The sequence below is a fragment of the Paraburkholderia unamae genome (assembly GCF_003096875.1).
Lineage (GTDB): Bacteria > Pseudomonadota > Gammaproteobacteria > Burkholderiales > Burkholderiaceae > Paraburkholderia > Paraburkholderia unamae.
The window spans coordinates 139,900-163,276 of record NZ_QEOB01000017.1; the positions used below are offsets into that span (position 1 = coordinate 139,900).

The following is a 23,377-nucleotide window of genomic DNA, read 5'->3' on the forward strand; positions in this document are numbered from 1 at the left end:
TGTTCGTTTCCTTGGGTCAGATGCCGAGAAAGGCTTTTTGCACGTCGGCGTCGGCCAGCAACTCCGCGCCCGTGCCGCTGCGTGTGATCGCGCCCTGTTCGAAAACGTAGGCGCGCCGCGAAAGCTTGAGCGCGAGCCGCGCGTTCTGCTCGACGAGCAGGACGGCGAGGCCCCGTTCGCGGTTCAGGCGTTCGATGGCCTCGGCGATTTCGGCGACGATCTTCGGCGCAATGCCGAGCGACGGCTCGTCGAGCATCAGCAGCGCGGGCTGCGCCATGAGCGCGCGGCCAATGGCGACCATCTGCTGCTCGCCGCCCGAGAGGGAACCCGCCTGCTGGCGGCGGCGCTCCGCCACGCGTGGAAAGAGCGCGTAGATCTCGTCGAGCGTGCGTTGCTTGACCGCGCGCGAGCGCACCGTGTGTGCGCCCACTTCGAGGTTTTCGAGCACCGTCATGTCCGCGAACAGGCGGCGGCCTTCGGGCGAGAGCGCGATGCCGCGCGTCACGCGCTGGGCCGCGCCGCGCGCGCGCACGGATTCGCCGTCCCACAGGATGTCGCCGGCGGCGGCGGGCACGAGGCCCATGACGGCCTTGAGCGTGGTGGATTTGCCCGCGCCGTTCGAGCCGATCAGGGCGACGATCTCGCCTTGCGCCACTTCGAACGACGCGTTGCGCACCGCTTCGATCTGGCCGTAGTGCACGGCGAGGCGGCGGACTTCAAGCGTGCGCATGGTCGGGCGCTCCCAGGTAGGCTTCGATGACGGCGGCGTCGCCGCGCACCCCGGCGGGGGACGCGTCGGCGATCTTGCGGCCCTGCACGAGCACGACAATGCGGTCGCACAGGCTCATGACGAGCGCCATGTGGTGCTCGACCAGCAGCAGCGTGAGCTTGCGCTCGGCGCGCAGGGTGCGCAGCAGTTCGCCGAAGGCCACGCACTCTTCGGGGTTCAGTCCCGCGGCCGGTTCGTCGAGCAGCAGCAACTGCGGGCGCGTGGCGATGCCGATCGCCACGCCGAGTTTCTTCTGGAGTCCGTATGGAAGCGCGCCGGCCAGGGTGTCGCGCACGGGACCGAGCCCCGTGAGTTCCAGCACCTCGTCCACTTCGTGGCGCAGGCGTTCGAGGTTCGCGCGTTGCAGCATGCCGCCGCGCCACTGCGTCCACACGGAGCCGGGCAGCGTGGAGATCGCGCCGCGATAGAGGTTCTCGGCCACGCTCACCTGCGGATACACCGCCGCCGACTGGAACGTGCGCGCGAGCCCGAGGCGAACGACGCGGCTGGGCGCCAGCCCGGTGATGTCGTGCTCGCCAAGATGCACGGTGCCCGCGCTCGGCTTGAGCGCGCCGCAAATCAGGTTGAAGGCGGTGCTCTTGCCCGCGCCGTTCGGGCCGATGAGGCCCACGGTTTCACCGGCGGCCACATCGAAGCCGAGATCCTGCACGGCGCGCAGGCCGCCGAAGCGTTTGGACAGGCCCTGCACGCGCAGGAGCGGCGCGAGGGCCTGGGTTGGGGCGTGGGTTGCGCCGTTCATTGCGCACCTCGCTGCGGACGACGGAAATGAGCGGCAAAACGAGCGGCAATGCGACCCGGCACGCTCGCGAGACCTTGCGGCATGAAGCGCAGGATCAGGATGAGCGCGCAGCCGTAGAAGATGTTCTGCGTTTGCACCGCGCCGCGAAAGAGTTCGGGCAGCGGCGTCATGATGAGCGCGCCCACCAGCGGCCCGAGTGCATAGCGCCGGCCGCCCACCACCAGCATGATGATGAGGCTGACCGAAAGGCCGTACTGGAAGCTCTCGGGCGAAACGAAGCCGATATAGGGGGCGAGCAGCGCGCCCGACAATCCGGCAAACGCGCCCGCCGCCGTGAAGGCGAAGTGCTGCGTGCGCCGCACGCCGAGCCCGCTCGCTTCGGCCAGCGCCGCGTTTTCGCCGACCGCCTCGATCGTGTGACCGGCGGGCGAGCGGAACAACGCGACGAGCGCGCCGATCGACAGCAGCGCGAGACCGGCCGCGAGGCAGTAGAACGACAGCCTGGAGTCGAGCGCGAAGCCGAACAGCGAGGCGGGCGGAATGCCCGCGATGCCGTTCGCGCCGCCCGTCATGCTCTCCCAGGCGAGCATGACGAGCCGCACGAACTCGCCGAACGCAAACGTGAGCAGAACGAAGTACACGCCGCGCAGGCGCAGCATGACGAAGCCGAGCAGGAGCGCGACACCGGCGGCGCACACCGTGGCGCACAGCGCCGCGAGCGCGAACGGCAGGTTCAGGCGCATGGAGGCGAGCGCGCAGACATAAGCCCCGATGCCGACGAACGCGCCGTGGCACAGCGACACCTGGCCCGTGCGCGTGAGAATGGCGAGCCCTGTGACCGCAATGGCGTTGATCGCCACGAGCACGGCGAGGTGCAGATAGAAGGGCCGTTGCAGCACGATGGGGATGGCGGCGAGCAGCACGAGCGCAACGGGCGTGATGAGCGCCGTGCGGTGCGTGAGCCCGCGGCGCGGCGGCGCGGAACTGGGCGCGAGCGCGCCGCCGCCCGCGAGCGCGCGATTGGAAAGAGGTTTGGTTTTCATGCCGTGGAGCGGCCGAAGAGGCCGGTGGGACGAATGATCAGGATCGCCATCACGAGCCCGAAGATCGCGATGTCGGAAACGCTGCCGTCGAGAAACGTGCTGCCGAGACTCTCCGCCACGCCGAGCAGCAGGCTGGCGAGCGCGGCGCCGGGAATGCTGCCGAGGCCGCCGAGAATGACCACGATGAAGGCCTTGAGCATGGGCGTCGCGCCGATGAAGGGCGACACCGAAAAGAGCGGCGCCATCAACGCGCCCGCCACGGCGGCGAGCCCCACACCGAGGCCAAAGCCGAGCGGATAGACGAGGCGCGCGCGTATGCCTTGCGCCGTGGCGATCTCCATGTCCTGCACGACGGCCCGCAATGCGCGGCCCCAGCGGGTCCAGCGCAGGAATACGTAGAGCAGCGCGAGCGCCGCGGCCGAGCAGCCGACCACGACGAGGCGCGAGGCGGGCAGCATGACCGGCCCGAGGCTCACCGCGCCCACGGCTACCGGCGGCATGAACTGCGGGTCGGGGCCGAACGCGATGAGCGCCAGGTTTTGCAGGATCATGCCGAGCCCGATGGTGGCGATCATGCCGTTCAGTTCGTCGTTGCGAAACGGCTTGAGCACGACCCACTCGACGAACCCGCCGAACAGCACGGCCGCGACGAAGGCGAGCAGCACGGCGGCATAGAACGTCAGGTGCCAGTCGGACACGAACACGTAGGCGGCGACCGCGCCGAGCATGTAGAACTCGCTGTGCGCGAAGTTGACGATGCGCATCACGCCGAAAACGAGCGTGAAGCCCACGGCCATCAGCAGATACAGCAGTCCGATGATGACGCCGTTGCTCAGCGCCTGAACGATCAGGGAGGTCAGGTCCATGGTGGCGATCTCCGTTGGAGGGCGGCGGCGCGCGGCGTCACTGGCAGGCCGCGGGCGTGCAGTGCGCGCGCACCACTTCCTGGCCGTCCTTGACTTCGGCGATATAGAAGGGCGCGTCGATCTGATGATTGATGCCGTACTTCGCCGCGCCGGTCCAGTTCAGTTGCCCGAGAATGCCGGCGTAGTTCTTCGTCGATTCGAGGGCGTTCTTCACGCGTTCGCTGTCGGTCACGGTGCCGGCCTGCTGCATGGCGGCGAACAGCATGTGCGTGCCGTCATAGAACGCGGGGCTGAAACCGTTCATGCGCTTGCCGTATTTCTTGTAGTAGCGCGCCGAGTAGTCCTGCACGGCCTTGTTCGCGGGATCGATCGGCGTGTTCACGAGCATGCCTTCCGCCGCGTCCTTGCCCGCTACCGCAACGATCTCGGCCGTGGCCGGTCCGCCGCTGCGCACGATCAGCCCCTTGAAGCCCAGTTCGCGCGCCTGGCGCACGATCAGGCCTGCGGTGGCGGGAGAGTTGCCGTCGAGTTCGATCGTGTCGACGCCGGTGGCGATGATGCGCGTGAGCAGCGGGACCATGTCCACACGCTGGCGCTCGAAGAATTCCTTCGAGGAAAGCTGCGCACCCGCGCGCGCATAGGAGGCGTCGAGATCGCGCGCGATCTGCTGGCCGGTTTCGTCGTTCGGGAACAGCGCGCCGACCTTGCGGATATGTTTGGCCTTCACGAGCCAGTCGATCTGCGGCTGCGAGGTTTCCTCGGTCGTGAGGTTCGGGCGGAACGCATAGGGCTTGTCCTTGCCGAGCGCCTTGGGCGTGAAGCCGAGCGTGAGGATGATGACCTTGTTGCGCTCGGTGACCGGCTCGATGGCAAGCGCCGCCGCCGCGCCCACGGGGCCGATGATGTACTTGACCTGGTCCTCCGAAACAAGCCGGTTCGCAGCGGTCACGGCGTCGTTCGCCTGGTACTTGTCGTCGTACGGGACCACCTGGACCTTGTACTTCTTGCCGCCGACGTCGAGGCCGCCCTTGGCGTTCACGTCGTCGGCGGCGAGTTCTGCGCCGTAGAGCAGCGCCTGGCCCCAGGCCGCGCCCGCCCCGGACAACGTGACGATCGCGCCGATCTTGAGCGTGTCCTGCGCGTGCGCGGTGCTTGCGCCGAAGGTGCCCAGGGTGCCGATGGCGGCGAGCGCGGCGGCGGCAATACGGTGGTTCATCGAGAGTCTCCTTTTCTGGTTCTGTGTCTGTTTCTGGTGTGTCTTGTCAAACGTCGCGCGAGGCGGCGTGAATGCGATCGAGCACCGGCAGCAGATAGCGCCGGAACTGCGCGGGGTTTTCGCTCATCGGAAAGTGACCGACCTCTTTCATTTCGATCACTTCGGCACCGGCGATGCCGGCCGCCGTGCGCCGCGTGTCGTCGGGCGAGCACGAAAAGTCGTATTCGCCGGTCAGCAGCCAGAGCGGCGTGACCGAGGTGTTGATGTTGCCGAGACGGCCGCGCAGATCGCCGTCCACGCGGTAGAAGTGCAGGTCGCCGCGAAACACGCCGGGGCCGCCCTGCATGTATTGCCAGAGCGTTTCGTCGCGGTACTGCGCGGGGCTTTGCGGCGCCACGAGCCCGGAGACGAGTGCCGCGCACACTTCGCCGCCGTGGACGTCGCCGCGATGCAGCCAGGACGTGTCGTACCAGGGCGCCTGGTAGTCGGCGGCTTCGACGCCGATCAGCGCGCGAAACTCGGGGCCGTGGTCGTTGGCGAGTTGCAGGGCGATGCGCCCGCCGATCGAGCAGCCCATGACGACGGGCTGGTCCAGCCCGAGCGCGCCGATCACCGCGCGGATCGTCTCCACATAGCGCGCCGTCGTGAGGGCGTATTCGCCGGGTTGCGCGCCGGGCGGCGGATACGACTTGCCGTGCCACGGCATGTCGAAGGCGATCACGCGAAAGCGATCGGTGATGGCGTCGTCGCACATCAGGTGCCGGTACTGGCGCGCGTCGGCGCCTGCGGTGTGAAGGCACACGAGCGGGATGCCCTGTCCCGCTTCTTCCACGTACACGCGGCAGGCCTCGCCGCCGATGGGCACGCTCAGATAGCGGCCGATGATCGCCTCGTACTGGGGCGCGGCCTGCGGCTTGTCGTGGCTGTGGATTTCGGCGCTCATCAGCGGGCCTCCTGGCGCGGCAGGTTGAGGACGTCTTTCACGTATTGCAGATGCGCCAGCAGGAATTGCATGTCGCCTTCGATATGCATCTCGCCGCGTTTGGTGAGCGCGAACAGGTCGTGCCAACCGGCGCGCGGCAGGGTCTCCCACAACGCCTGCCATGCGCGTGCGCTGCCGCTGACCGAGAGGCGCGTGGCGTGCAGCAAGGGCACGCGCGCCTCGCAGGCGCTCACGCGGCCCGCCTCGCAACGCACGAGATGCGCGATCGAACCGATCCGCACGATCCAGTCGGCGGTGAACGTCGGCGCGCGCCGGGCGAACGCGTCGCTGCGCGCTTCCGGACGCTTCATTGCGGTGACGAGGCGCTCGCTCAGCGCCTGCTCGTCGATGCTGGTCACGTGACCTCCTTGCGGTTCGGTTTACTCTGATGGTCTGCTAGACAGACCGACTGTTCTGTTTTGTGAGTGAAGTTTCGCGACGAAGGACGGTCGAGTCAAGCGGATTGAAGCCAGGGAATGTCCTGGGAGAAGCCCGGTGAGGCGCCTGGATGTTCAAGTAAATCGATGATTGAAAGGGGTAAACGGCGGCGAGCCGATTTTTTGCCCCCGTTTTTTCGGCACTGAGAACCGGCTTCTCTAACTTCCGGCCTGCTCACTGCCTCTTGAGTATTGCTGGATCAATGTATACATTTCAGCCTCGTGCAAGACGACGCGTGTGGACATTGAAGGCGGGCGCTGCGAGCAGCCCGCAAGAGGAGACGACATCGTGGTGATCGACGAACAAGTGGTGCTCGGCCGGATACGCCGGCACATCCTGCCCCTCTTGATGCTGTGTTATTTCGCGGCCTATCTGGACCGGGTCAACCTCAGTTTTGCCGCGCTTTCGATGAACGCCGATCTGGGGCTGTCGGCGTCCGTGTTCGGCGCGGGGGCGGGCATCTTTTTCCTCGGCTACGTTTTGTTCGAAGTGCCAAGCAATATGGCGATGCAGCGCTTCGGCGCGCGCCGCTGGTTCGCGCGCATCATGCTTTCGTGGGGCGTGATCTCGCTGCTGTTCGCCTTCGTGCGCACGACGCCGCAATTCCTGGGGCTGCGCTTCCTGCTCGGCGTGGCCGAGGCCGGCTTCTACCCTGGCGTGATGTTGTTTCTCACGCGTTGGTTTCCTTCGGCCTCGCGCGCTCGCATGATCGGCGCGTTCGCCGTGGCGTTGCCCGCTTCGGCGGCGATCGGCGCGCCGGTCTCGGGTTTCATTCTCAATCTGCATGGCTTTCTTGGCCTGCGCGGCTGGCAGTGGCTGTTCATTCTCGAAGCGTTGCCCTCGCTCGTGCTCGGCTTCGTGCTGCTGCGCAAGCTGGTCGATTCGCCGCGCGAGGCGCACTGGCTCGCAGCCGACGAAAGAGCGTGGCTGGAGCGAACGCTCGCGGCCGAGCGCCACGCGTTGCCGCCTTCGTCCGCGCACGGCGCGGCGGGCGCATGGGGCGCGCTGCGCAATCCGCTCGTGTGGCTGCTGGGCTTCATTTATTGCGGCATCGTCGCCGCGAATTACGGCGTGAGCTTCTTCTTGCCGCAGATCGTCCGGGCGTTCGGCGTGTCGTTGACGGCTGTCGGCCTGCTGTCTTCGCTGCCCTTCGTGGCCGGCGCGCTCGGCCTGCTGTGGTGGGGCGCGCGCTCGGACAAGCGGCGCGAGCGGCGCTGGCATCTGCTCGTGCCCGGCATCGTCGCGGTGCTCGCGCTGATCGTTGCGGCCGCAACCGACTATCCGCCGCTGCGCTTCGGCGCGCTGGTGTGCGCAGGGTTCGGCGCGTTCGCGAACCTGCCGGTGTTCTGGACGCTGCCCGCCTCAATGCTGCCGGAGAGCGAGGCGCCGGCCGGCATCGCGGTGGTGAGCTCGATCGGCAACGTGGCGGGCTTTGCAGCGCCCTATGCGGTGGGCGCGCTCAAAGACATGACCGGCACGTTTGCGAGCGGCATGGCGGCGCTCGCGGTCTTCATCGCCGTGACGGTGGTGGTGGCGGCGCGTGTGGTGAACCGGCGCTCAGGTGTCGCGCAAGGGCTCGTCGCGCCGGACGCGGGCGCTTGAGAAGCAAACGCGACACAAGCGCGAGAGCAGCGCGCGATGAACGCAGCGCCTGAATTGACGTATCGGACTGGAAGGGAGAGAAGGGAACTCATGATAGACGTGCTCGTGATCGGCGGCGGCAACGCTGCGCTGTGCGCCGCGCTGATGGCGCGCGAAGCGGGGGCTTCGGTGCTGATGCTGGAGGCCGCGCCCCGCGCCTGGCGCGGCGGGAATTCGGCGCATACGCGCAACCTGCGTTGCATGCACGACGCCCCGCAGGACGTGCTGGTCGACGCCTACCCGGAAGATGAGTACTGGCAGGATCTGTTGAAAGTCACGGGCGGGCTGACCGACGAAAAGCTGGCGCGGCTCGTCATACGCGCGTCGTCGAACTGCCGCGGCTGGATGCGCCGCCACGGCGTGCATTTCCAGCCGCCGCTTTCCGGCGCACTGCACGTGGCGCGCACGAACGCGTTTTTCATGGGCGGCGGCAAGGCGCTCGTCAACGCCTACTATCGCAGCGCCGAAAAGCTGGGCGTGCAGATTCGCTACGAAACGCCGGTGCAAACGCTCGATCTCGACGACGGACGCTTCATCGCGGCGCGCCTCGCCAACGGCGAACGCATTGCGGCGCGCAGCTGCGTGCTGGCGGCGGGCGGCTTCGAATCAAATCGTGAATGGCTGCGCGAAGCGTGGGGCCAGGTGAACGGCGAATGGGTCGCGGACAACTTTCTGATTCGCGGCACGCGCTACAACCAGGGCGTGCTGCTGCGTCACATGATCGATGCGGGCGCCGACATGACCGGCGACGCTTCGCAGTCCCACTGCGTGGCCATCGACGCGCGCGCGCCGCTCTATGACGGCGGCATCTGCACGCGGGTGGACTGCGTGTCGCTCGGCGTCGTGGTGAACCGCCAGGCACAGCGCTTCTACGACGAAGGCGAGGACTTCTGGCCCAAGCGCTATGCGATCTGGGGGCGTCTCGTTGCGCAGCAGCCCGGTCAGATCGCCTGGTCGATCATCGACAGCAAGGCCGTTGGCCGTTTCATGCCGCCCGTGTTTCCCGGCACCAGGGCCGGGTCGCTGCCGGAGCTGGCGCGCGCCATCGGTCTCGACGAACCGGCGTTCATGCAGACGCTGAACGCCTTCAACGCATCGTGCAAGGTCGGCAGCTTCGATCACGCGGTGCTCGACGATTGCCACACGCAAGGCGTCGCGCCGCAAAAGAGCCACTGGGCCTTGCCGCTCGACACGCCGCCGTTCTACGCGTACGCGCTGCGGCCGGGCATTACGTTCACCTATCTGGGATTGAAAACCGACGAGACGGCCGCAGTGCGCTTTGGCGGCCGTGCGAGTCCGAACCTGTTCGTGGCGGGAGAAATGATGGCGGGCAATGTGCTGGGCAAGGGCTATACGGCGGGAGTCGGCATGTCGATCGGCACGGCGTTTGGCCGTATCGCCGGAACGAATGCGGCGAGCGCGGCGCGCGGGGCGGCCGATTCACAACGCAATGGAGCCTTGCATGCAGCAGCTTGACGCCCTCACTCGCGAAGCCAGTGCGCTCGGCGCGGGCGAATACGCCGCTGTCGATGCGCGCGCCGCCGAACAGGAAGTGGCGCGCGTGATGCAGATCTGCAATGCGTGCCGTTACTGCGAAGGATTTTGCGCCGTGTTTCCGGCCATGACGCGCAGGCTGGAGTTCAATCGCAGCGACGTGCACTTGCTGGCGAACCTTTGCCACAACTGTAGCGCCTGCCTCCATGCGTGCCAGTATGCGCCGCCCCACGAGTTCGCCGTGAACGTGCCGCGCGCGATGGCGCAGGTGCGCGCTCACACCTATCGCGAGTACGCGTGGCCGGCCGCGCTGGGTTCGCTGTACGCGCGGGCCGGGCTCGCGGTGGCGCTGGCGACGGCGGGCAGCCTCGCCGTGTTCCTGATGCTGGCCATCGCGCTAACGGGCGGCCTGAATACGCAGCCGGGCGACGCGAACTTCTATGCAGTGTTTCCGCACAATCTGCTTGCCGTGCTGTTTGGCCTGGTGCTGCTGTTCGTCTGCGGCGTGTTTGGCGTTGGCGTCGCGCGTTTCTGGCGCGAGGGCGAGGCGCATCCGGTCGAAGCCGGTGCGATCGGCGAAGCGGTGCACGATGTGCTGTCGCTGCGCTATCTGGGCGGCGGCCACGGCGAGGGATGCAACAACGAGAGCGATGCGTTCACGCTGGCGCGACGCCGCTTTCATCACCTGACGTTCTACGGCTTCATGCTGTGCTTCGCCGCGACCTGCGTGGCGACGGGCTATCACTATCTGCTGGGCTACGAGGCGCCTTATCCCTTGTTCAGCGTGCCGGTGGTGCTGGGCACGCTGGGCGGCCTGGGCTTGCTCGTCGGACCGGCGGGCCTGCTGTGGCTCAACGTGAGGCGCAATCCGCTCCAGACCGATCCCGGCCAGAAGCCCATGGATCGCGGCTTTATCGCCTTGCTGCTGCTCGTTGCGGGCAGCGGGTTGCTGCTGCTGGCGCTGCGCGAGCAGGCGAGCATGCCGTTCTGGCTCGCGCTGCATCTGGGCTGCGTGATGGGGCTGTTCCTGACCATGCCGTATGGCAAGTTCGCGCACGGCATCTACCGCAGCGCCGCGCTGCTCAAATGGGCGGTCGAAAAGCGCCGGCCCGCCAGGCTCAAGCTCGGCGGCGACTAAACCACGAAGCAAGGCGCCCGGCTCCCGGCGGATACAATGACGCCTTGAATTCGCGCCGGGCGCCCTGGCACGACCTGCCGTCTCACCATGCCACTCAAACCGTTTACCTCCGAGGACGACGAGAACCCGGCGCTGCCGCGCGCCGAGTTCGTCTACCGGCAACTGCGCAGCGCCATTCTGGAAGGTGGGCTGCCGGCCGGCACGCGGCTGCGCGAGATCGAACTGGCGCAGCAGATGGAAGTGAGTCGCACGCCCGTGCGCGAGGCGTTGCGCCGTCTGGAGAGCGAAGGCATGGTGACGGCCGACCGCGCGCGCGGCCTGATCGTCACGGAACTCACGGGCGAGATGGTGCGCGAGTTGTACGCGATGCGCGAGATGCTGGAAGGCACGGCCGCGGCATGGGCGGCGCGCAACGCCACGGCGGTCGAGCTGGCGGCGCTGCGCACCATTGCGGACCAGGACGCCGCGCTCGTGGGCGATCCGCTGCGCCTTGCGAGAAACAATCATCTGTTTCATCAAACGCTGTACCGGGCCGCGCATAACCGCTATCTGCTGAAATCGCTCAGCTCGCTTCAGGCTTCGATTGCGCTGCTTGGGAGCACGGGACTGGCCGCCGGGCAGCGCGCGCATTTCGCGGTGAGCGAGCATCAGGCGCTCCTCGCCGCCATCGAGCGCCATGACGCGCGCAGCGCCGAGGACATCGCGCGCTCGCATATTCGCGGCGCGCTGGAGGCGCGGATGCTGGTGTTGGGGCGGTAGGTTTTTTTGGGGCCGGTTTTCCTCAGCGTAGCGTGTTTTTCAGCGTCCAGTCTCCCGTATCCCGTGGCTAGAGGATGATCGCCGTTGCCCCATCCGCACGGGAAACATAGGGAATTGCATTTCGAGCGGTGCCAGTCAATGGCAGTCGAGGGAGCGACCGCAAGGCGTTTATGGTTAACTACGTGCGTGACATCGCCATCAGGCGATCAAGCTCACGCGTGACGAGCCATCGGACGCCGGAACCTACCGTCCAGATCTTCTTCGGTGGAGCCTCGAGTGCCAGACTTCGAACCCAAACGCTGTCGACCGTGGCTGATCGTTCTTGCGGCGCTGTTGCCGCTGGCGGGTTTCGGATGCCGCGACCAGCAAGCCCAGAGCGGTGCGGCGCCACCGCCGAGCGTGCTGGTCGAAACAGTTGCGGCGCACGCCATCCCCCGTGTGATCGAATTGCCGGGCCGTATCGAAGCGATCCGCTCCGCGGAGGTGCGCGCCCGCGTGGACGGTATCGTCGAGCGGCGTCTGTTCGAGGAGGGCACCGACGTGCGCGCCGGCGCGCCGCTCTTTCTCATCGATCCGCGCGACTACCAGGCCGCATTGCAGCAGGCGCAGGCGGCGCTCAACCGGGCTCAGGCCGTGCGCGGCAATGCGGCCTCCGAGGTCGCGCGCTTCAAGCCGCTGGTGGCGCGCCAGGTCGTGAGCGCCCAGGAATACGAGGCCGCGACTGCCGCGCTCGAGCAGGCCGAGGCGAACGTTGCGGACGCACGCGCCGCCGTGACGCTGGCGCAACTGCGTCTCGATCGTTGCACGGTTCGCGCGCCGATTGCCGGCCGCGTGGGGCGGGCGCTCGTCACCGAAGGCGCGCTCGTCAGTGCGGCGGGCGCGACCTTGCTCACGCAGGTCAATCAGCTCTCGCCCGTGAACGCCGTTTTCACGCAGTCGAATATTTCGCTGCTGGAAGTACGCAAACAAATCGCGTCGGGTTCGCTCTCCGCGCCGGCCGCCGAGAGCGCAAACGTGCGTCTCACGCTCGCGAACGGCGACGATTATGGCGAGACGGGCGTGCTCGACTTCACCGATCTCGTCGTCGATCCTTCCACCGGCACCCAGGTTCTGCGCGCGCGCTTCAATAATGCGTCGCGCATTCTGTTGCCAGGGCAGTTCGTGCGCGGGCGCATCGTGATCGGCACGATACCGAACGGCCTGGCCGTGCCCGCGCGCGCCGTGCAGTTCGACAACAACGCCACGAGCCTTTCGCTCGTTGCCGAAGACGGCACCGTCGTGCGGCGCAATGTCGTTCTCGGCCCCCAGGAAGCGGGCCAATGGGTGGTGAAGGATGGGCTGGAGCCGGGTGAGCGAGTGATTGTCGACGGCTGGCAGCGGGTGCAGCCGGGGCAGCGCGTGGACGCCCAGCCCGCCGCCGCCCCGAGCCACTCCTGAGCGGCGCGCGACATGAACCGATTTTTCGTCCACCGGCCCGTCTTTGCGTGGGTGGTTGCGCTTTTCGTGACGCTCTTTGGCGGCCTCGCGCTCATGCTGCTGCCGGTCGAGCAGTACCCCGACGTCGCGCCGCCCTCGCTCACGGTTTCGGCGGTTTATAGCGGCGCGGACGCGAACACGCTGGACCGTACCGTCACGTCGATCATCGAAAACGAAATGAATGGCGTCGACAATTTTCTTTACATGTCGTCGCAAAGCCGCTCGAACGGCACGGCGCAGGTCACCGTCACGCTCAGACCCGGCACGAACCTCGACGTCGCGCTTTCGCAGGTCCAGGACCGCGTGAGCCGCGTCGAGCCGCGCCTGCCGCTGGAAGTCCGGCAGGTTGGCGTGAGCGTCACGAAAGCGTCTTCGGGATTCTTGATGCTCGTTGCGCTGCAATCCGCCGACGGCTCGATCCCTGCGGTCGAACTGGGCAACTTCGCCGCCAATAACATCGTCAACGAATTGCGCCGCATTCCGGGCGTGGGCGACGCCCAGCTTTTCGGTTCGTCGTATGCCATGCGGATATGGATCGATCCGGAAAAGCTCGCCAGCTTCGGTCTTTCGGCCAACGAAGTGATGACGGCCATTCAGGAGCAGAACAGCCAGACGGCGGGCGGGGCGCTCGGCGATCAGCCCATTGCGCCGGGGGCGGAGCTCAATGCGCAAATCGTCATGCACGGCCGCTTTTCGACGCCCGAGCAGTTTCGCGAGGTCATTGTGCGCTCGAACCCGGACGGCTCCACGGTGCGCGTGGGCGACGTGGCGCGCGTGGAGCTGGGCAACGACAGCTACGGCTTTCGCTTTCGCGTGAACGGCAAGGAGTCCGCGGGGATCGCCATCCAGCTTGCGAGCGGCGCGAATGCGCTGGCGGTGGCGACCGCCGTGCGGCAGCGTCTTGCGCAATTGCAGCCGACTTTCCCGAAAGGCGTGGCATGGGTCGTGCCGTTCGATACCACGCCGTTCATCACGACTTCGCTGAGCGGCGTGCTGCGCACGATGATCGAGGCGTTGCTGCTCGTGACGGTCGTTGTGTTCCTGTTCCTCCAGAAGTGGCGTGCAACGCTCATTCCCACCCTGGTCGTGCCGGTTGCGCTGATCGGAACGTGTGTGGGGATTTATTTGTTCGGACTCTCCATTAATCTGCTGTCGTTGTTTGCGATGGTCGTCGCAATCGGCATATTGAACGACGACGCGATCGTGGTGGTGGAGAGCGTGGAGCGCGTGATCCAGGAAGAGGGCTTGAGTTCGCGGCGCGCGACCATCAAGGCCGTCGGGCAGATTGCGGGCGCGGCGATTGCCAGCACGCTCGTGCTCATTGCGGTATTCGTTCCCATGGCCTTCTTTCCGGGCTCGACGGGGGCGATCTATCGCCAGTTCTCGGTCACGCTCACCGTCTCGATCTTTTTGTCCACCTTGCTCGCGCTCTCGCTGGGCGTGGCCATGTCAGCGGCGCTGCTGGGCAGCAAGGCGAAAGCCGATGACGGTACGGGCAAGCAGGCGGCCACGCGTTGGCCGGCGCGCATTCAGCAGCGCATTTTCGATGCGTTCAATCGCGGCATGGATGCGGCCACCGAGCGCTACGTGCTGGCGGTGCAGGCCATGCTGCGCAAGCCGGTGCGCTGGCTCATCGTATTTCTCGTCGTTTGCGTCGCGACTGGTTTCCTTTTCACCCGCTTGCCGCGCGGTTTCATTCCGGGCGAGGACCAGGGGCATATATTCGTCGCGTATACGGCAGCGCCTGGCGCGACGGCGCAGCGCACGCAACAGGTCGTCGATCAGGTCGAGGCTTTTCTCAGGCAGCAACCCCAGGTGCGCAATATCGCCTCGGTCACGGGCTTCAGCTTCTTCGGCCAGGGGCAGTCGGCGGCCATGTCGTTCGTCGACCTCAAGCCGTGGGCGGACCGGCCGGGCGCGGCGAATTCCTCGGCGGCGCTGGTTGGGCGCGCGAACGCCGCCTTCCGCAATATTCCACAGGCGCTCGTCTTCGCGCTCGATCCGCCGGCCATTCCCGCGCTCGGCAATGCGAGCGGCTTCACGATGAAGATACTGGACCGCAGCGGCGTGGGCGGCGCGGCGTTGCAGCAGGCGAGCGCGCGTCTGCTGGCGGAGGCCTCGCGCAGTCCCTTGCTGGTGGGCGTGCGCCCCGACGGTTTGCCGCCCGCGCCGCAACTCTATGTCGATATCGACCGCGTAAAAGCGCGCGCGCTGGGGTTGCAAATCGGCCAGGTGAACAGCGCGCTCGCGCTGGCGTTCGGCGCGAATTACGTGAATGACTTCGTCTACGAGGGCAACGTACTGCGCGTGCTCATGCAGGCCGACGCCGACCAGCGCATGCGGGCCGAGGACATCGGTGCGCTGCGACTGCGCAACAACGTGGGCGAGATGGTGCCGTTCTCCGCGTTCACGAGCGTGCACTGGACGGCCGGGCCGCAGCAGGTCGAACGCTATAACGGTTTTCCGTCGGCAACGATCTCGGGCCAGGCCGCGCCGGGCCGCTCCAGCGGCGCCGCGCTCGCGGAGATGGAGCGCATCGCGGGCAATGTCCTTTCCGGCAGCCTGACGTACGAATGGACCGGTACGGCCTACGAGGAACAACAGGCGGCCGGGCAGATCGGTGCGCTACTGCTGCTTTCGCTCGTCGTCGTATTTCTGTTGCTCGCCGCGCTCTACGAGAGCTGGGCCATTCCCATTGCCGTGCTGCTCATCATTCCGCTGGGTGTGCTGGGCGCGGTTCTCTTCACCATGGCGCGGCGCTTTCCCGCCGATATCTACTTCAACATCGGCCTCGTGACCATCATCGGCCTCGCGGCGAAGAACGCCATCCTGATCGTGGAATTCGCCATCAAGGAAGAGGCCGCGGGCAGCGATATCGTGAGCGCCGCGGTGAACGGCGCTCGCCAGCGCTTGCGGCCCATCCTGATGACGAGCGTGACCTTCGTGCTGGGCATGCTGCCACTCGTGCTCGCCACGGGCGCGGGCGCGGCGGGGCGGCAGGCCGTGGGCACCGGCATCATGGGCAGCATGCTCACGGCCACGCTGTTCGGCATCTTCTTTACGCCGGTGTTCTATGTGGTGGCGCGCAAATGGCTGAGCCGCAAACGCGCGCAGGGCGACGATGAGGGCGATGCGCGGCCCGCAGGAGCGCACGATGCTTAAGACTGCCAGGTGGATGGCGATCGTCTCGTGTCTCGCGCTGGCTTCGTGCAATTTCGCGCCGCGCTACCAGCAGCCTGATCTGCCGATAGCCGGCGCCTACGAGAGCGCGGATATCGCCACGCCAGGCGGCGAGCGTCTCGCTTCCGAGCTGACGTGGGAGACCTTCTTTCGCGACCCGGCGCTCAAGCAATTGATCGCCAAGGCGCTCGCCGAGAACCGGGACCTGGCGGCGTCCGTCGCACGCATCGGGCAGGCACAGGCGCTTTATCGCGTGCAGCGCGCAGCGCAGTTTCCGCAAGTGGCCGTGGGCGCGGACGCCACCCGCACCAAGACGCCGCTCAACACCATCGAGCCGGAGCTTCCCAACAACAACACCTCGGTCCACTTCAACCAGTACAGCGTGCAGGTGGCCGTCACGTCGTTCGAACTCGACTTCTGGGGACGCGTGGCCAACCTCAGCGAGTCCGCGCGGCGCAATTATCTGGCGACGGTCGAGGCGAATGAAGCGTTCCGGCTCTCGCTCATCAGCAACGTGGCGGCGACCTATTACGCCATTCTCTCGGGCAAAGAAGGCATCGACCTGGCACAGCACACGCTTGAAACGCGCCAGTACGCGCTGGAAGTCGCGCGCCTGCGTCTCGAAGCGGGCGCGACATCGCTCGTGGACTATGAGCAGGCGCGTATTCTCGTCACGCAGGCACAGACGCAGCTCGCCGAGCTGCAAAGAACGACGGGCCAGCAGCGCGATCAGTTGGCTGTCCTGATTGGCGGGCCGCTACCCGACTCCGCCGACATGACGCAGCGCCACGTGCTCGCCGACGCCGACCAGTTCGGTACGCTCGACGCGGGCCTGCCTTCTTCCCTGCTCACGCTGCGCCCCGACATTCGCGCGGCCGAGCAGTCGCTGCGAGCCGCCGCCGCCGATATTGGCGCCGCGCGTGCCGACTACTTCCCGCGCATTTCGCTCACGGGCAATTTCGGCTATGTGTCTCCGGAGTTGAGCGACCTGTTCGTGCCGGGCAAGCAGGCGTGGCTCATATCCGGATTCGTCACGCTGCCCATATTCGACGCGGGCCGCCGCAGCGCGCAAGTGCGCCTGTCCGAAGCGCGCCAGACCGAACTCGTGGCGAACTATCAGAAAACCGTTCAGGTGGCGTTCCGGGAAGTTTCGGACGCCCTGATCGCACGCCAGCGGTTGCAGGAGCAAATCGCCGCACAGGAGCGCGCGGTGGCCTCCGAGGCGCGCCTGGCTGAGGCCGCCGAACTGCGCTACCAGAACGGCATTTCCATCTACCTGGAGGTGGTCGATGCGAAGCGCAGCCTGTTCGCGGCCCAACAGCAATTGATCCAGTTGCGCGCGGCGGCGCTGCAAAACGGTGCTTCGCTCTATGTGGCGCTTGGCGGTGGGCAGGGTGGTTGAGGAAAGGGGGGCTGGCTGGAAATGTCGCGTTTTGTGCAGGTCGAGTGTCGGACATCCACATGGAAGCGCCGGCGATGAGCGCGACTGGGACGATCACGATGACGATGCGTGAAGTTGACCGATTCAAGGCCATTCAGGATGTGGTGGACGGCAGGCTCACGCCCACGCGCGCCGCAGAACGTTTCGGGCTGACGACTCGCCAGATTCGTCGGCGGGCGGCGCGATTGCGCGAACATGGGTCCGAAGGCCTCGTGTCAGGCAAGCGCGCGAGGCCGGGCAATTACCGGCCGCAGGCCGCAACAGCCAACCACGCGCTGTCTGCTTGACCTTGCCGCAGTGCGGAGCGACGTTGCCGGTGCGCATGCGCGAAGCGCTTCGCACCTGTTCTATTCGCGGCATCGAGGGCCCCTTCAGCGGGTCGAGTCCGCACGACGCGAGATGTCAACTTGCGCAAACCCGTCGCTCCTTGCGCTCCGCTGCCCGCGCTACGCTTGTCTCTTACCCCTGCTATGCTTGGCGACGATATCGGGGGCAACCGTGCCTTCGAACATCGCATCGACCGGTTCAAACCAGAAGGAGCTAGACATGAGCACGACGCTTTACGACATTCCCGTGAACGCGATCGACGGCACGCCAACGACCCTGCGGCCCTTCCAGGGCAAGGTGCTGCTGGTCGTGAACGTGGCTTCGAAGTGCGGGCTGACGCCGCAATACGAGGGCCTGGAGGCGCTCTACAAAGACAAGCGCGAGCGCGGTCTGGAAGTCCTCGCGTTTCCCGCAAACAACTTCAAGGGGCAAGAGCCTGGCGCGAATGAAGAAATTCTGGCGTTCTGCACCGCGACCTACGGTGTGGAGTTTCCGTTGTTCTCGAAGATTTCGGTCGTCGGCGCGGACCAGCATCCGCTCTATCGCGAGTTGACCCTGGCGCAACCGCAAGCCACGGGCGACGGTCCTTTCCGCGAGCGGCTGAAGGGGTACGGTATCGAACCGAATCCCGCCCCCGACGTGCTGTGGAACTTCGAAAAATTTCTGGTGAGCCGCGAAGGCAAGGTGGTGGGGCGCTTCGCACCGAACGTGAGTGCCGACGACGCCGCTTTGGTGAGCGCGATCGACGCCGAACTCGCGAAGGCGCCGTAAGCGCCGGCCCCGGAACTCGATCGAGACGCTCCGCAACCGACCCGCACCGGTGTCGCCGATCACCGATGCGGTCGACCTGCGGCTGCCCCTCGCGTCGTCGAGGCGCTCCATAGGCTCGGCATTCGTCCATACACACTGACGGTGCCGATTCTGCGGCGAGGCCTTCACTCGGCCACGCCGATCTTCCCGCTCAACCCTTTGAGTGCGAACGTCGCGGCGAACGTGAGGAGCGCGCACGCCGTCATGAACCATGCTGGAGCGAGCGGGGTGCCCATCTTGCCGATCAGCCAGGTGCCGATCAACGGCGCCGTTCCGCTGAAGATCGTAAAGCTGAGATTGAACGCGATCGCCACGCCGCTAAAGCGTACGCGCGTGGGGAACATGTCGGCGATGATGCAGGCGAACGTGCCGTTGATCAGCGCGGCGCCCAGCCCGCCCAGCAGCATCAGCGTGACGAGGTCCATGCCGTGCGCGACGAGCACCGAGTAGAACGGCAGCGACAGCACGACGAGAATCAGCGCGCCTGCGCGCATCAACAGCCGCCGTGGCACATGGTCGCCGAGATAGCCCACGATCAGGATGCCGATCGATGCCGTTGCGAGCGCAACGTTCTGCGCGATCGCGACGGTGTGCGGATCGTAATGGAGCACCTTGTCGAGGTAAGCCGGCATGTGCGCGAACAGCAGGCCGTTGTAGCCCGCGGTGGCGGCCGTGGTGAGAATGCCGCACACCACGGCGCGCCAATGCTTGCGCCACAATTCCGTGAACGGGCGCTTCGAGGCGAGGTGCTTCATGTTCGCGAATTCGGGCGTTTCCTCGAGCTTGCGGCGCAGCCAGAACCCCAGCAGCCCGATCAGGCCGCCGAACACGAACGCAATGCGCCAGCCATAGGCGGGGACGTCGGCCGGTGCGAGCGCGGCGTGCACGAACAGGTTCATGAGCGCCGCGAGCAACACGCCGGAATTCACGCAGAAGAACACGATGCCGCAAACGAAGCCCGCCCGCCGGGGCACCGTTTCGACCACATAGGTGATCGAGCCGGGCAGCTCGCCGCCAAGGCAGAAGCCCTGGATGAGGCGCAGGCCGATCATCGTGAAGGTTGCCGCAAGCCCCCAGCTTGCGTAGGTGGGCACGAGACCCATGCCGATCGTCGAAAGCGAAACGACGATCACGGAGACGATAAACACGCGCCGCCTGCCATAGCGGTCGCCGAACCAGCTCAGGACCGCGCCGCCCAGGGGCCGCGACAGATAGCCGATGGCGAACACGGCGAACGACATGACCAGCGACATCATCGGGTCGAGCATCGAAAAGAACGCCGCGCCGATGAATTGCGCGAACACGCCGTAGACGACGAAATCATAGAATTCGAGCGCGCCGCCGAGGCTGGCAAGAATGATCAGCCGCCACTGGCTCGCGCTGAGGCGTTCACTGGAGGCGCCGAGCGCAGTGCTCGATTCGAGGGTTGGCATGCTTGTCTCCGTGTTTTTTTGGTGTCGATGAGCGATGAGCGATGAACGATGAGTGGGGCTAGTCGGGGTCGACGGTCGCGATTTGCGAAATGTCCGCGTCGGCCAGGCCTTGTTCGACGGCTCGCGTGAGCCAGCGGCGCACGAGCGCGGCGACGGGCAGCGCCGCGCCGTGCGCGCATGCGAACGCTTCGACGGCGTCGAGGTCCTTGAGCATCGTGCGGATCGTGCCGCTCGGTTGCACGGGCGCGACGATCATACGCGGTTGCAGTGTTTGCAGCAGGACGGAATCGGCCCATCCGCCGGCGAGCGCGCTGGGTATGCTCGCGGCGTCGATGCCGGTGCGCTGCGCGAGCCGCGTGGCTTCCGCAATGGCGGCGATGGTCGTCATCACGATGACCTGGTTCGCGAGCTTGGTTGCCTGGCCTGCGCCACTCTCGCCCATGCGCGTCACACGCGCAGCGTAGGCCGTCATCGGCGCGGTGGCGGTGGCGATGTGCCCGGCGTCGCCGCCCGCCATCACCGCGAGCGTGCCCGCCGTCGCGCCGGCCGTGCCGCCGGAGACGGGCGCGTCGATCCACGCGCCGCCCGTTTCGGCGCGCCATCGCCGCGCGAGTGCCTGGGCCTGCGCGGGCGCCATGGTCGAATGATCCGCGACGATTGCGCCGCGCCTCGCCCCGTGCGCGAGCCCTTGCGGGCCGAAGGCGACCTCTTCGACCGACGCATGGTCGGCGAGACACAGCATGACGACGTCGCTTTGCGCGGCCACGTCGGCAGGCGTTGCGCCAACGGCGGACATCCCCTGCGTCGTCGCGCACAGCGTGTGCGCCTTTTCCGCGGAACGGTTCCAGAGCGCGGTGCGATACCCCGCTTCGACGAGACGCCTGGCCATCGGCAGCCCCATCTTGCCCAGTCCGCAAAAGCCGACGCTCAACGCAGCTTGCTCGCTTTGCAGCGTGGTGCTCATACGGTGTCTCCATGCGTGGGGGCGTCGTAGGGCCAGTCGAGGTTGCCCGAATGCGTGACCGCGCCCAGATGCGCGGGCCGCACGAGCGCCGCATACTTTTCGAGCACGCCGGCCAGCCGCTTCGGCTTGTGCGGGGGCATTTGCGCACGGCGCTGCGCAAGTTCCTCGTTGGCAAGCTCGACGTGCAGCACGCCCTCGCGCGCATCGATGCGAATGCGGTCGCCGTCACGCAGCAGCGCGATCGGGCCGCCTTCGGCCGCCTCGGGCCCCACGTAGCCGATACACATGCCGCGCGTGGCGCCGGAGAAGCGTCCGTCGGTGAGCAGGGCGACTTTCTCGCCCATGCCCTGACCGTAGATCGCCGCCGTCACGCTCAGCATTTCGCGCATGCCGGGGCCGCCGCGCGGCCCCTCGTTGCGGATCACCAGCACGTCGCCTTCGCGATAGCTTCGCGCCGCGACCACCGCCATGCAGTCCTCCTCGCACTCGAAAATGCGCGCGACGCCCTTGAACGTCAGCGACTTCAGGCCCGCGATCTTCAGGCACGCGCCGTCTGGCGCGAGGTTGCCGCGCAGGATCACGAGGCCGCCGTTGTGCGAGAGCGGGGCGTCGCAGGCGCGCACCACTTCGCCGTCGGGGCCGCTGAATTGTGCAAGCGCTTGCGCGAGCGTCGTGCCTTCGAGCGTGAGCGTGTCGCCATGCAGATGACCGCCCGCCAGCAGCGCGTTGAGCACGGCGGGCACGCCGCCCGCGTGATGGAGATCCTGCGCGAGATAGCGGCCGCCCGGTTGCAGGTCGCCGATCAAGGGAATGCGCGCGAACACGCGTTCGACGTCGTCGAGCGTGAAGCGGATGCCCGCCTCGTGCGCGATCGCCGGGATGTGCAGACATGCGTTGGTCGAGCCGCCCGTCGCGGCCACGGCCGCGCAGGCGTTCTCCAGGCTCTTCACGGTGACGAGGTCCCGCGGCAGCGGCCCGCCCGAGCGCAAGGCGCGCATCACGGTCTCGCCGGCGCGCCGCGCGATGCCGATGCGCTCGCTGTAGACGGCGGGCACCATCGCCGAGCCGAGCGGCGCGAGCCCCAGCGTTTCGGCCACCATCGCCATGGTGTTCGCGGTGAACTGGCCGGGGCAGGAACCGGCTGTCGGCGTGCATTGCTTTTCAATGGCGTCGAGTTCGCTGCGCGAGATGTCACCGCGCTGCGCGGCGCCCACGGCCTCGATCGCATTGAGGATGGTCGCCTGACGCTGAAGCCCGTGGCCCGCGCCGCCGGGAATCGCGCCTGGTGCGCTGCCGGGCAGCATCGCGCCGCCGAACAGGAACACCCCCGGAACGTTCACGCGCACCATGCCCATCAGCATGCCAGGGAGCGTCTTGTCGCAACCGGCCACGCCGACGATGGCGTCGTAGCCGTGCGCGCGCACGAACAACTCCACGCTGTCCGCGATCACTTCGCGCGAGACGAGGCTCATGCGCATGCCCGCGTGGTTCATGGAGGTGCCGTCCGAAACCGAGATCGCCGTGCCGCGAATCGGCACGCCGCCGCCCGCGGCCACGCCAAGGCGAACATTGTCGGAAACCTGGTTGAGCGACATGGAGCAGGGCGTGTTCTCGCCGAAGGTGTCGACGATGGCGACGAAGGGCTTTTGCATCGAGGCGTCGTCGAGCCCGGTCGCGCGCAGGAACGCGCGATGCGGTGCGCGCGTGACGCCGTCGGTCACCATCCGTGAGCGGTGCTTGTGAAGATCGGTCATGGTCGTATCGTGGAGATGTCGATTCGTTGCATGCGCAACGTGCAAGAATGGATTGGGCGATTTCGCCCGGGTCACGCGGTCACGAGCAAGAAGCCGTTTTCGGCCGCAATGACCTGGCCGGTGATCGCGGGCGCCTGGTCCGCCAGGAAGAATGCGAGATCGGCGATTTCCGAGGGCTGCGAGACACGCTTGAGCGGCGAGTTCGCCGTCATGCGGCCGAGCACTTCGCGATATTGCGAGGGTTCGAGCGAGCGCAGCAACAGGCCGTCGTCGACCATGCCCGGCGCGATCGCGTTCACGCGCACGCGCGGCGCAAGCGAACGAGCGAGCGAGAGGGTCATCGTGTTGACGGCCCCTTTCGAGGCGGCGTAGGCGATTGACGAGCCGGTGCCGTTCAAGCCCGCGAGGGAAGAGATATTGATGACGCTCGCACTACGCGTCGCGCTCGCGGATTCGCGCAGCAGCGGCGCGGCAGCGCGCGTCATCTGGAAGAGGCCGATCGTATTCACGCGATAGATACGCTCGAACTCGGCGGCGTCGATGTCGTCGAGCGCGTGATGGGGGATCACGCGCGTCGTGCCCGCGCAGTTGACGAGGGCGTCGATGCGCTGCCAGCGCGTTGCCACGGCGTCGACAGCGCGCCGGCAGGCGGCGGCGTCGGCAACGTCGGCGTCGAACATCAGCGTTTGCGCGCCGAGCGTGCGGCATTGCTCCTCGATGGCGAGCGCGCCGGGCCGTGTGGCGTCGTCGAAGTTGCCGATGGCGACGGACCAGCCCGCGCGTGCGAAACGAATGGCCGTGGCGGCGCCGATGCCGCTTGCGGCACCCGTGATCATGCAGACCGGAGCTGCGGTTTGCGTCATGTTGATTTCCTTGAACCAGGCGG

20 protein-coding genes are annotated in these 23,377 nt (G+C 66.9%); 9 read left to right on the top strand and 11 right to left on the bottom strand.

What is annotated here, in order from left to right:
- Positions 1–16 precede the first annotated feature (16 nt).
- From C7402_RS31275 to C7402_RS31305, 7 genes are read right to left on the bottom strand one after another with little or no spacing between them, the layout of a single operon-like run.
- A complete protein-coding gene (locus C7402_RS31275) occupies positions 17–730 on the bottom strand; it encodes an ABC transporter ATP-binding protein (RefSeq protein ID WP_116613390.1) in 714 nt (237 codons plus the stop codon).
- Positions 717–1,529 carry an ABC transporter ATP-binding protein gene (locus C7402_RS31280; protein WP_116613391.1) on the bottom strand — a complete coding sequence of 271 codons (813 nt, stop codon included), beginning with the start codon at positions 1,527–1,529 and terminating at the stop codon, positions 717–719. Before C7402_RS31280 ends, C7402_RS31275 begins: the two co-directional genes overlap by 14 nt.
- The gene (locus C7402_RS31285; protein ID WP_116613392.1) at positions 1,526–2,572 is read right to left on the bottom strand and encodes a branched-chain amino acid ABC transporter permease; all 1,047 of its coding nucleotides are present in this window, start codon (positions 2,570–2,572) and stop codon (positions 1,526–1,528) included. The genes C7402_RS31280 and C7402_RS31285 overlap by 4 nt, the downstream gene beginning before the upstream one ends.
- Positions 2,569–3,438, bottom strand: a complete 870-nt coding sequence (locus tag C7402_RS31290; protein ID WP_112173774.1) for a branched-chain amino acid ABC transporter permease — start codon at positions 3,436–3,438, stop codon at positions 2,569–2,571. The genes C7402_RS31285 and C7402_RS31290 overlap by 4 nt, the downstream gene beginning before the upstream one ends.
- 37 nt (positions 3,439–3,475) lie before the next feature.
- A complete protein-coding gene (locus C7402_RS31295; protein ID WP_116613393.1) occupies positions 3,476–4,654 on the bottom strand; it encodes an ABC transporter substrate-binding protein in 1,179 nt (392 codons plus the stop codon).
- Between the two features lie 46 nt (positions 4,655–4,700).
- The gene (locus C7402_RS31300) at positions 4,701–5,597 is read right to left on the bottom strand and encodes an alpha/beta fold hydrolase (RefSeq protein WP_116613394.1); all 897 of its coding nucleotides are present in this window, start codon (positions 5,595–5,597) and stop codon (positions 4,701–4,703) included.
- A complete protein-coding gene (locus C7402_RS31305) occupies positions 5,597–5,995 on the bottom strand; it encodes a hypothetical protein (protein WP_244314983.1) in 399 nt (132 codons plus the stop codon). Before C7402_RS31305 ends, C7402_RS31300 begins: the two co-directional genes overlap by 1 nt.
- Before the next feature lie 367 nt (positions 5,996–6,362).
- On the opposite strand from C7402_RS31305, the gene C7402_RS31310 reads away from it, so the two are divergent.
- The 9 genes from C7402_RS31310 to C7402_RS31350 all read left to right on the top strand — a co-directional run bounded on the left by C7402_RS31310 (position 6,363) and on the right by C7402_RS31350 (position 18,301).
- Positions 6,363–7,676 carry an MFS transporter gene (locus C7402_RS31310; protein WP_208949036.1) on the top strand — a complete coding sequence of 438 codons (1,314 nt, stop codon included), beginning with the start codon at positions 6,363–6,365 and terminating at the stop codon, positions 7,674–7,676.
- A 90-nt stretch (positions 7,677–7,766) separates the two neighbouring features.
- Positions 7,767–9,191, top strand: a complete 1,425-nt coding sequence (gene tcuA, locus C7402_RS31315; RefSeq protein WP_116613395.1) for an FAD-dependent tricarballylate dehydrogenase TcuA — start codon at positions 7,767–7,769, stop codon at positions 9,189–9,191.
- Positions 9,178–10,347, top strand: coding sequence for a tricarballylate utilization 4Fe-4S protein TcuB (tcuB, locus tag C7402_RS31320; protein ID WP_116613396.1), 1,170 nt, complete (start codon positions 9,178–9,180; stop codon positions 10,345–10,347). The genes tcuA and tcuB overlap by 14 nt, the downstream gene beginning before the upstream one ends.
- Before the next feature lie 87 nt (positions 10,348–10,434).
- A complete protein-coding gene (locus tag C7402_RS31325; RefSeq protein WP_112173779.1) occupies positions 10,435–11,106 on the top strand; it encodes a GntR family transcriptional regulator in 672 nt (223 codons plus the stop codon).
- 276 nt (positions 11,107–11,382) lie between these two features.
- Positions 11,383–12,543, top strand: a complete 1,161-nt coding sequence (locus tag C7402_RS31330) for an efflux RND transporter periplasmic adaptor subunit (protein ID WP_116613397.1) — start codon at positions 11,383–11,385, stop codon at positions 12,541–12,543.
- A 12-nt stretch (positions 12,544–12,555) separates the two neighbouring features.
- Positions 12,556–15,744, top strand: a complete 3,189-nt coding sequence (locus tag C7402_RS31335; protein WP_116613398.1) for a multidrug efflux RND transporter permease subunit — start codon at positions 12,556–12,558, stop codon at positions 15,742–15,744.
- Positions 15,737–17,164, top strand: a complete 1,428-nt coding sequence (locus tag C7402_RS31340) for an efflux transporter outer membrane subunit (RefSeq protein ID WP_116613469.1) — start codon at positions 15,737–15,739, stop codon at positions 17,162–17,164. Before C7402_RS31335 ends, C7402_RS31340 begins: the two co-directional genes overlap by 8 nt.
- Positions 17,165–17,223: 59 nt before the next feature.
- On the top strand, positions 17,224–17,490 hold the full coding sequence (locus tag C7402_RS31345; RefSeq protein ID WP_425273814.1) for a helix-turn-helix domain-containing protein: 267 nt from the start codon (positions 17,224–17,226) through the stop codon (positions 17,488–17,490).
- A 259-nt stretch (positions 17,491–17,749) separates the two neighbouring features.
- On the top strand, positions 17,750–18,301 hold the full coding sequence (locus tag C7402_RS31350; RefSeq protein ID WP_116613399.1) for a glutathione peroxidase: 552 nt from the start codon (positions 17,750–17,752) through the stop codon (positions 18,299–18,301).
- Between the two features lie 164 nt (positions 18,302–18,465).
- Here C7402_RS31350 and C7402_RS31355 read toward each other — a convergent pair whose 3' ends face one another.
- The 4 genes from C7402_RS31355 to C7402_RS31370 form a co-directional block, all read right to left on the bottom strand.
- Positions 18,466–19,773, bottom strand: a complete 1,308-nt coding sequence (locus tag C7402_RS31355) for an MFS transporter (RefSeq protein WP_112173784.1) — start codon at positions 19,771–19,773, stop codon at positions 18,466–18,468.
- A 58-nt stretch (positions 19,774–19,831) separates the two neighbouring features.
- Entirely contained in the window at positions 19,832–20,737 is a 906-nt protein-coding gene (locus C7402_RS31360) for an NAD(P)-dependent oxidoreductase (RefSeq protein WP_116613400.1), read from the bottom strand.
- Positions 20,734–22,491, bottom strand: coding sequence for a dihydroxy-acid dehydratase (gene ilvD, locus C7402_RS31365; protein WP_116613401.1), 1,758 nt, complete (start codon positions 22,489–22,491; stop codon positions 20,734–20,736). The genes C7402_RS31360 and ilvD overlap by 4 nt, the downstream gene beginning before the upstream one ends.
- A 71-nt stretch (positions 22,492–22,562) precedes the next feature.
- Positions 22,563–23,354, bottom strand: coding sequence for an SDR family NAD(P)-dependent oxidoreductase (locus tag C7402_RS31370; RefSeq protein ID WP_116613402.1), 792 nt, complete (start codon positions 23,352–23,354; stop codon positions 22,563–22,565).
- Positions 23,355–23,377 lie beyond the last annotated feature (23 nt).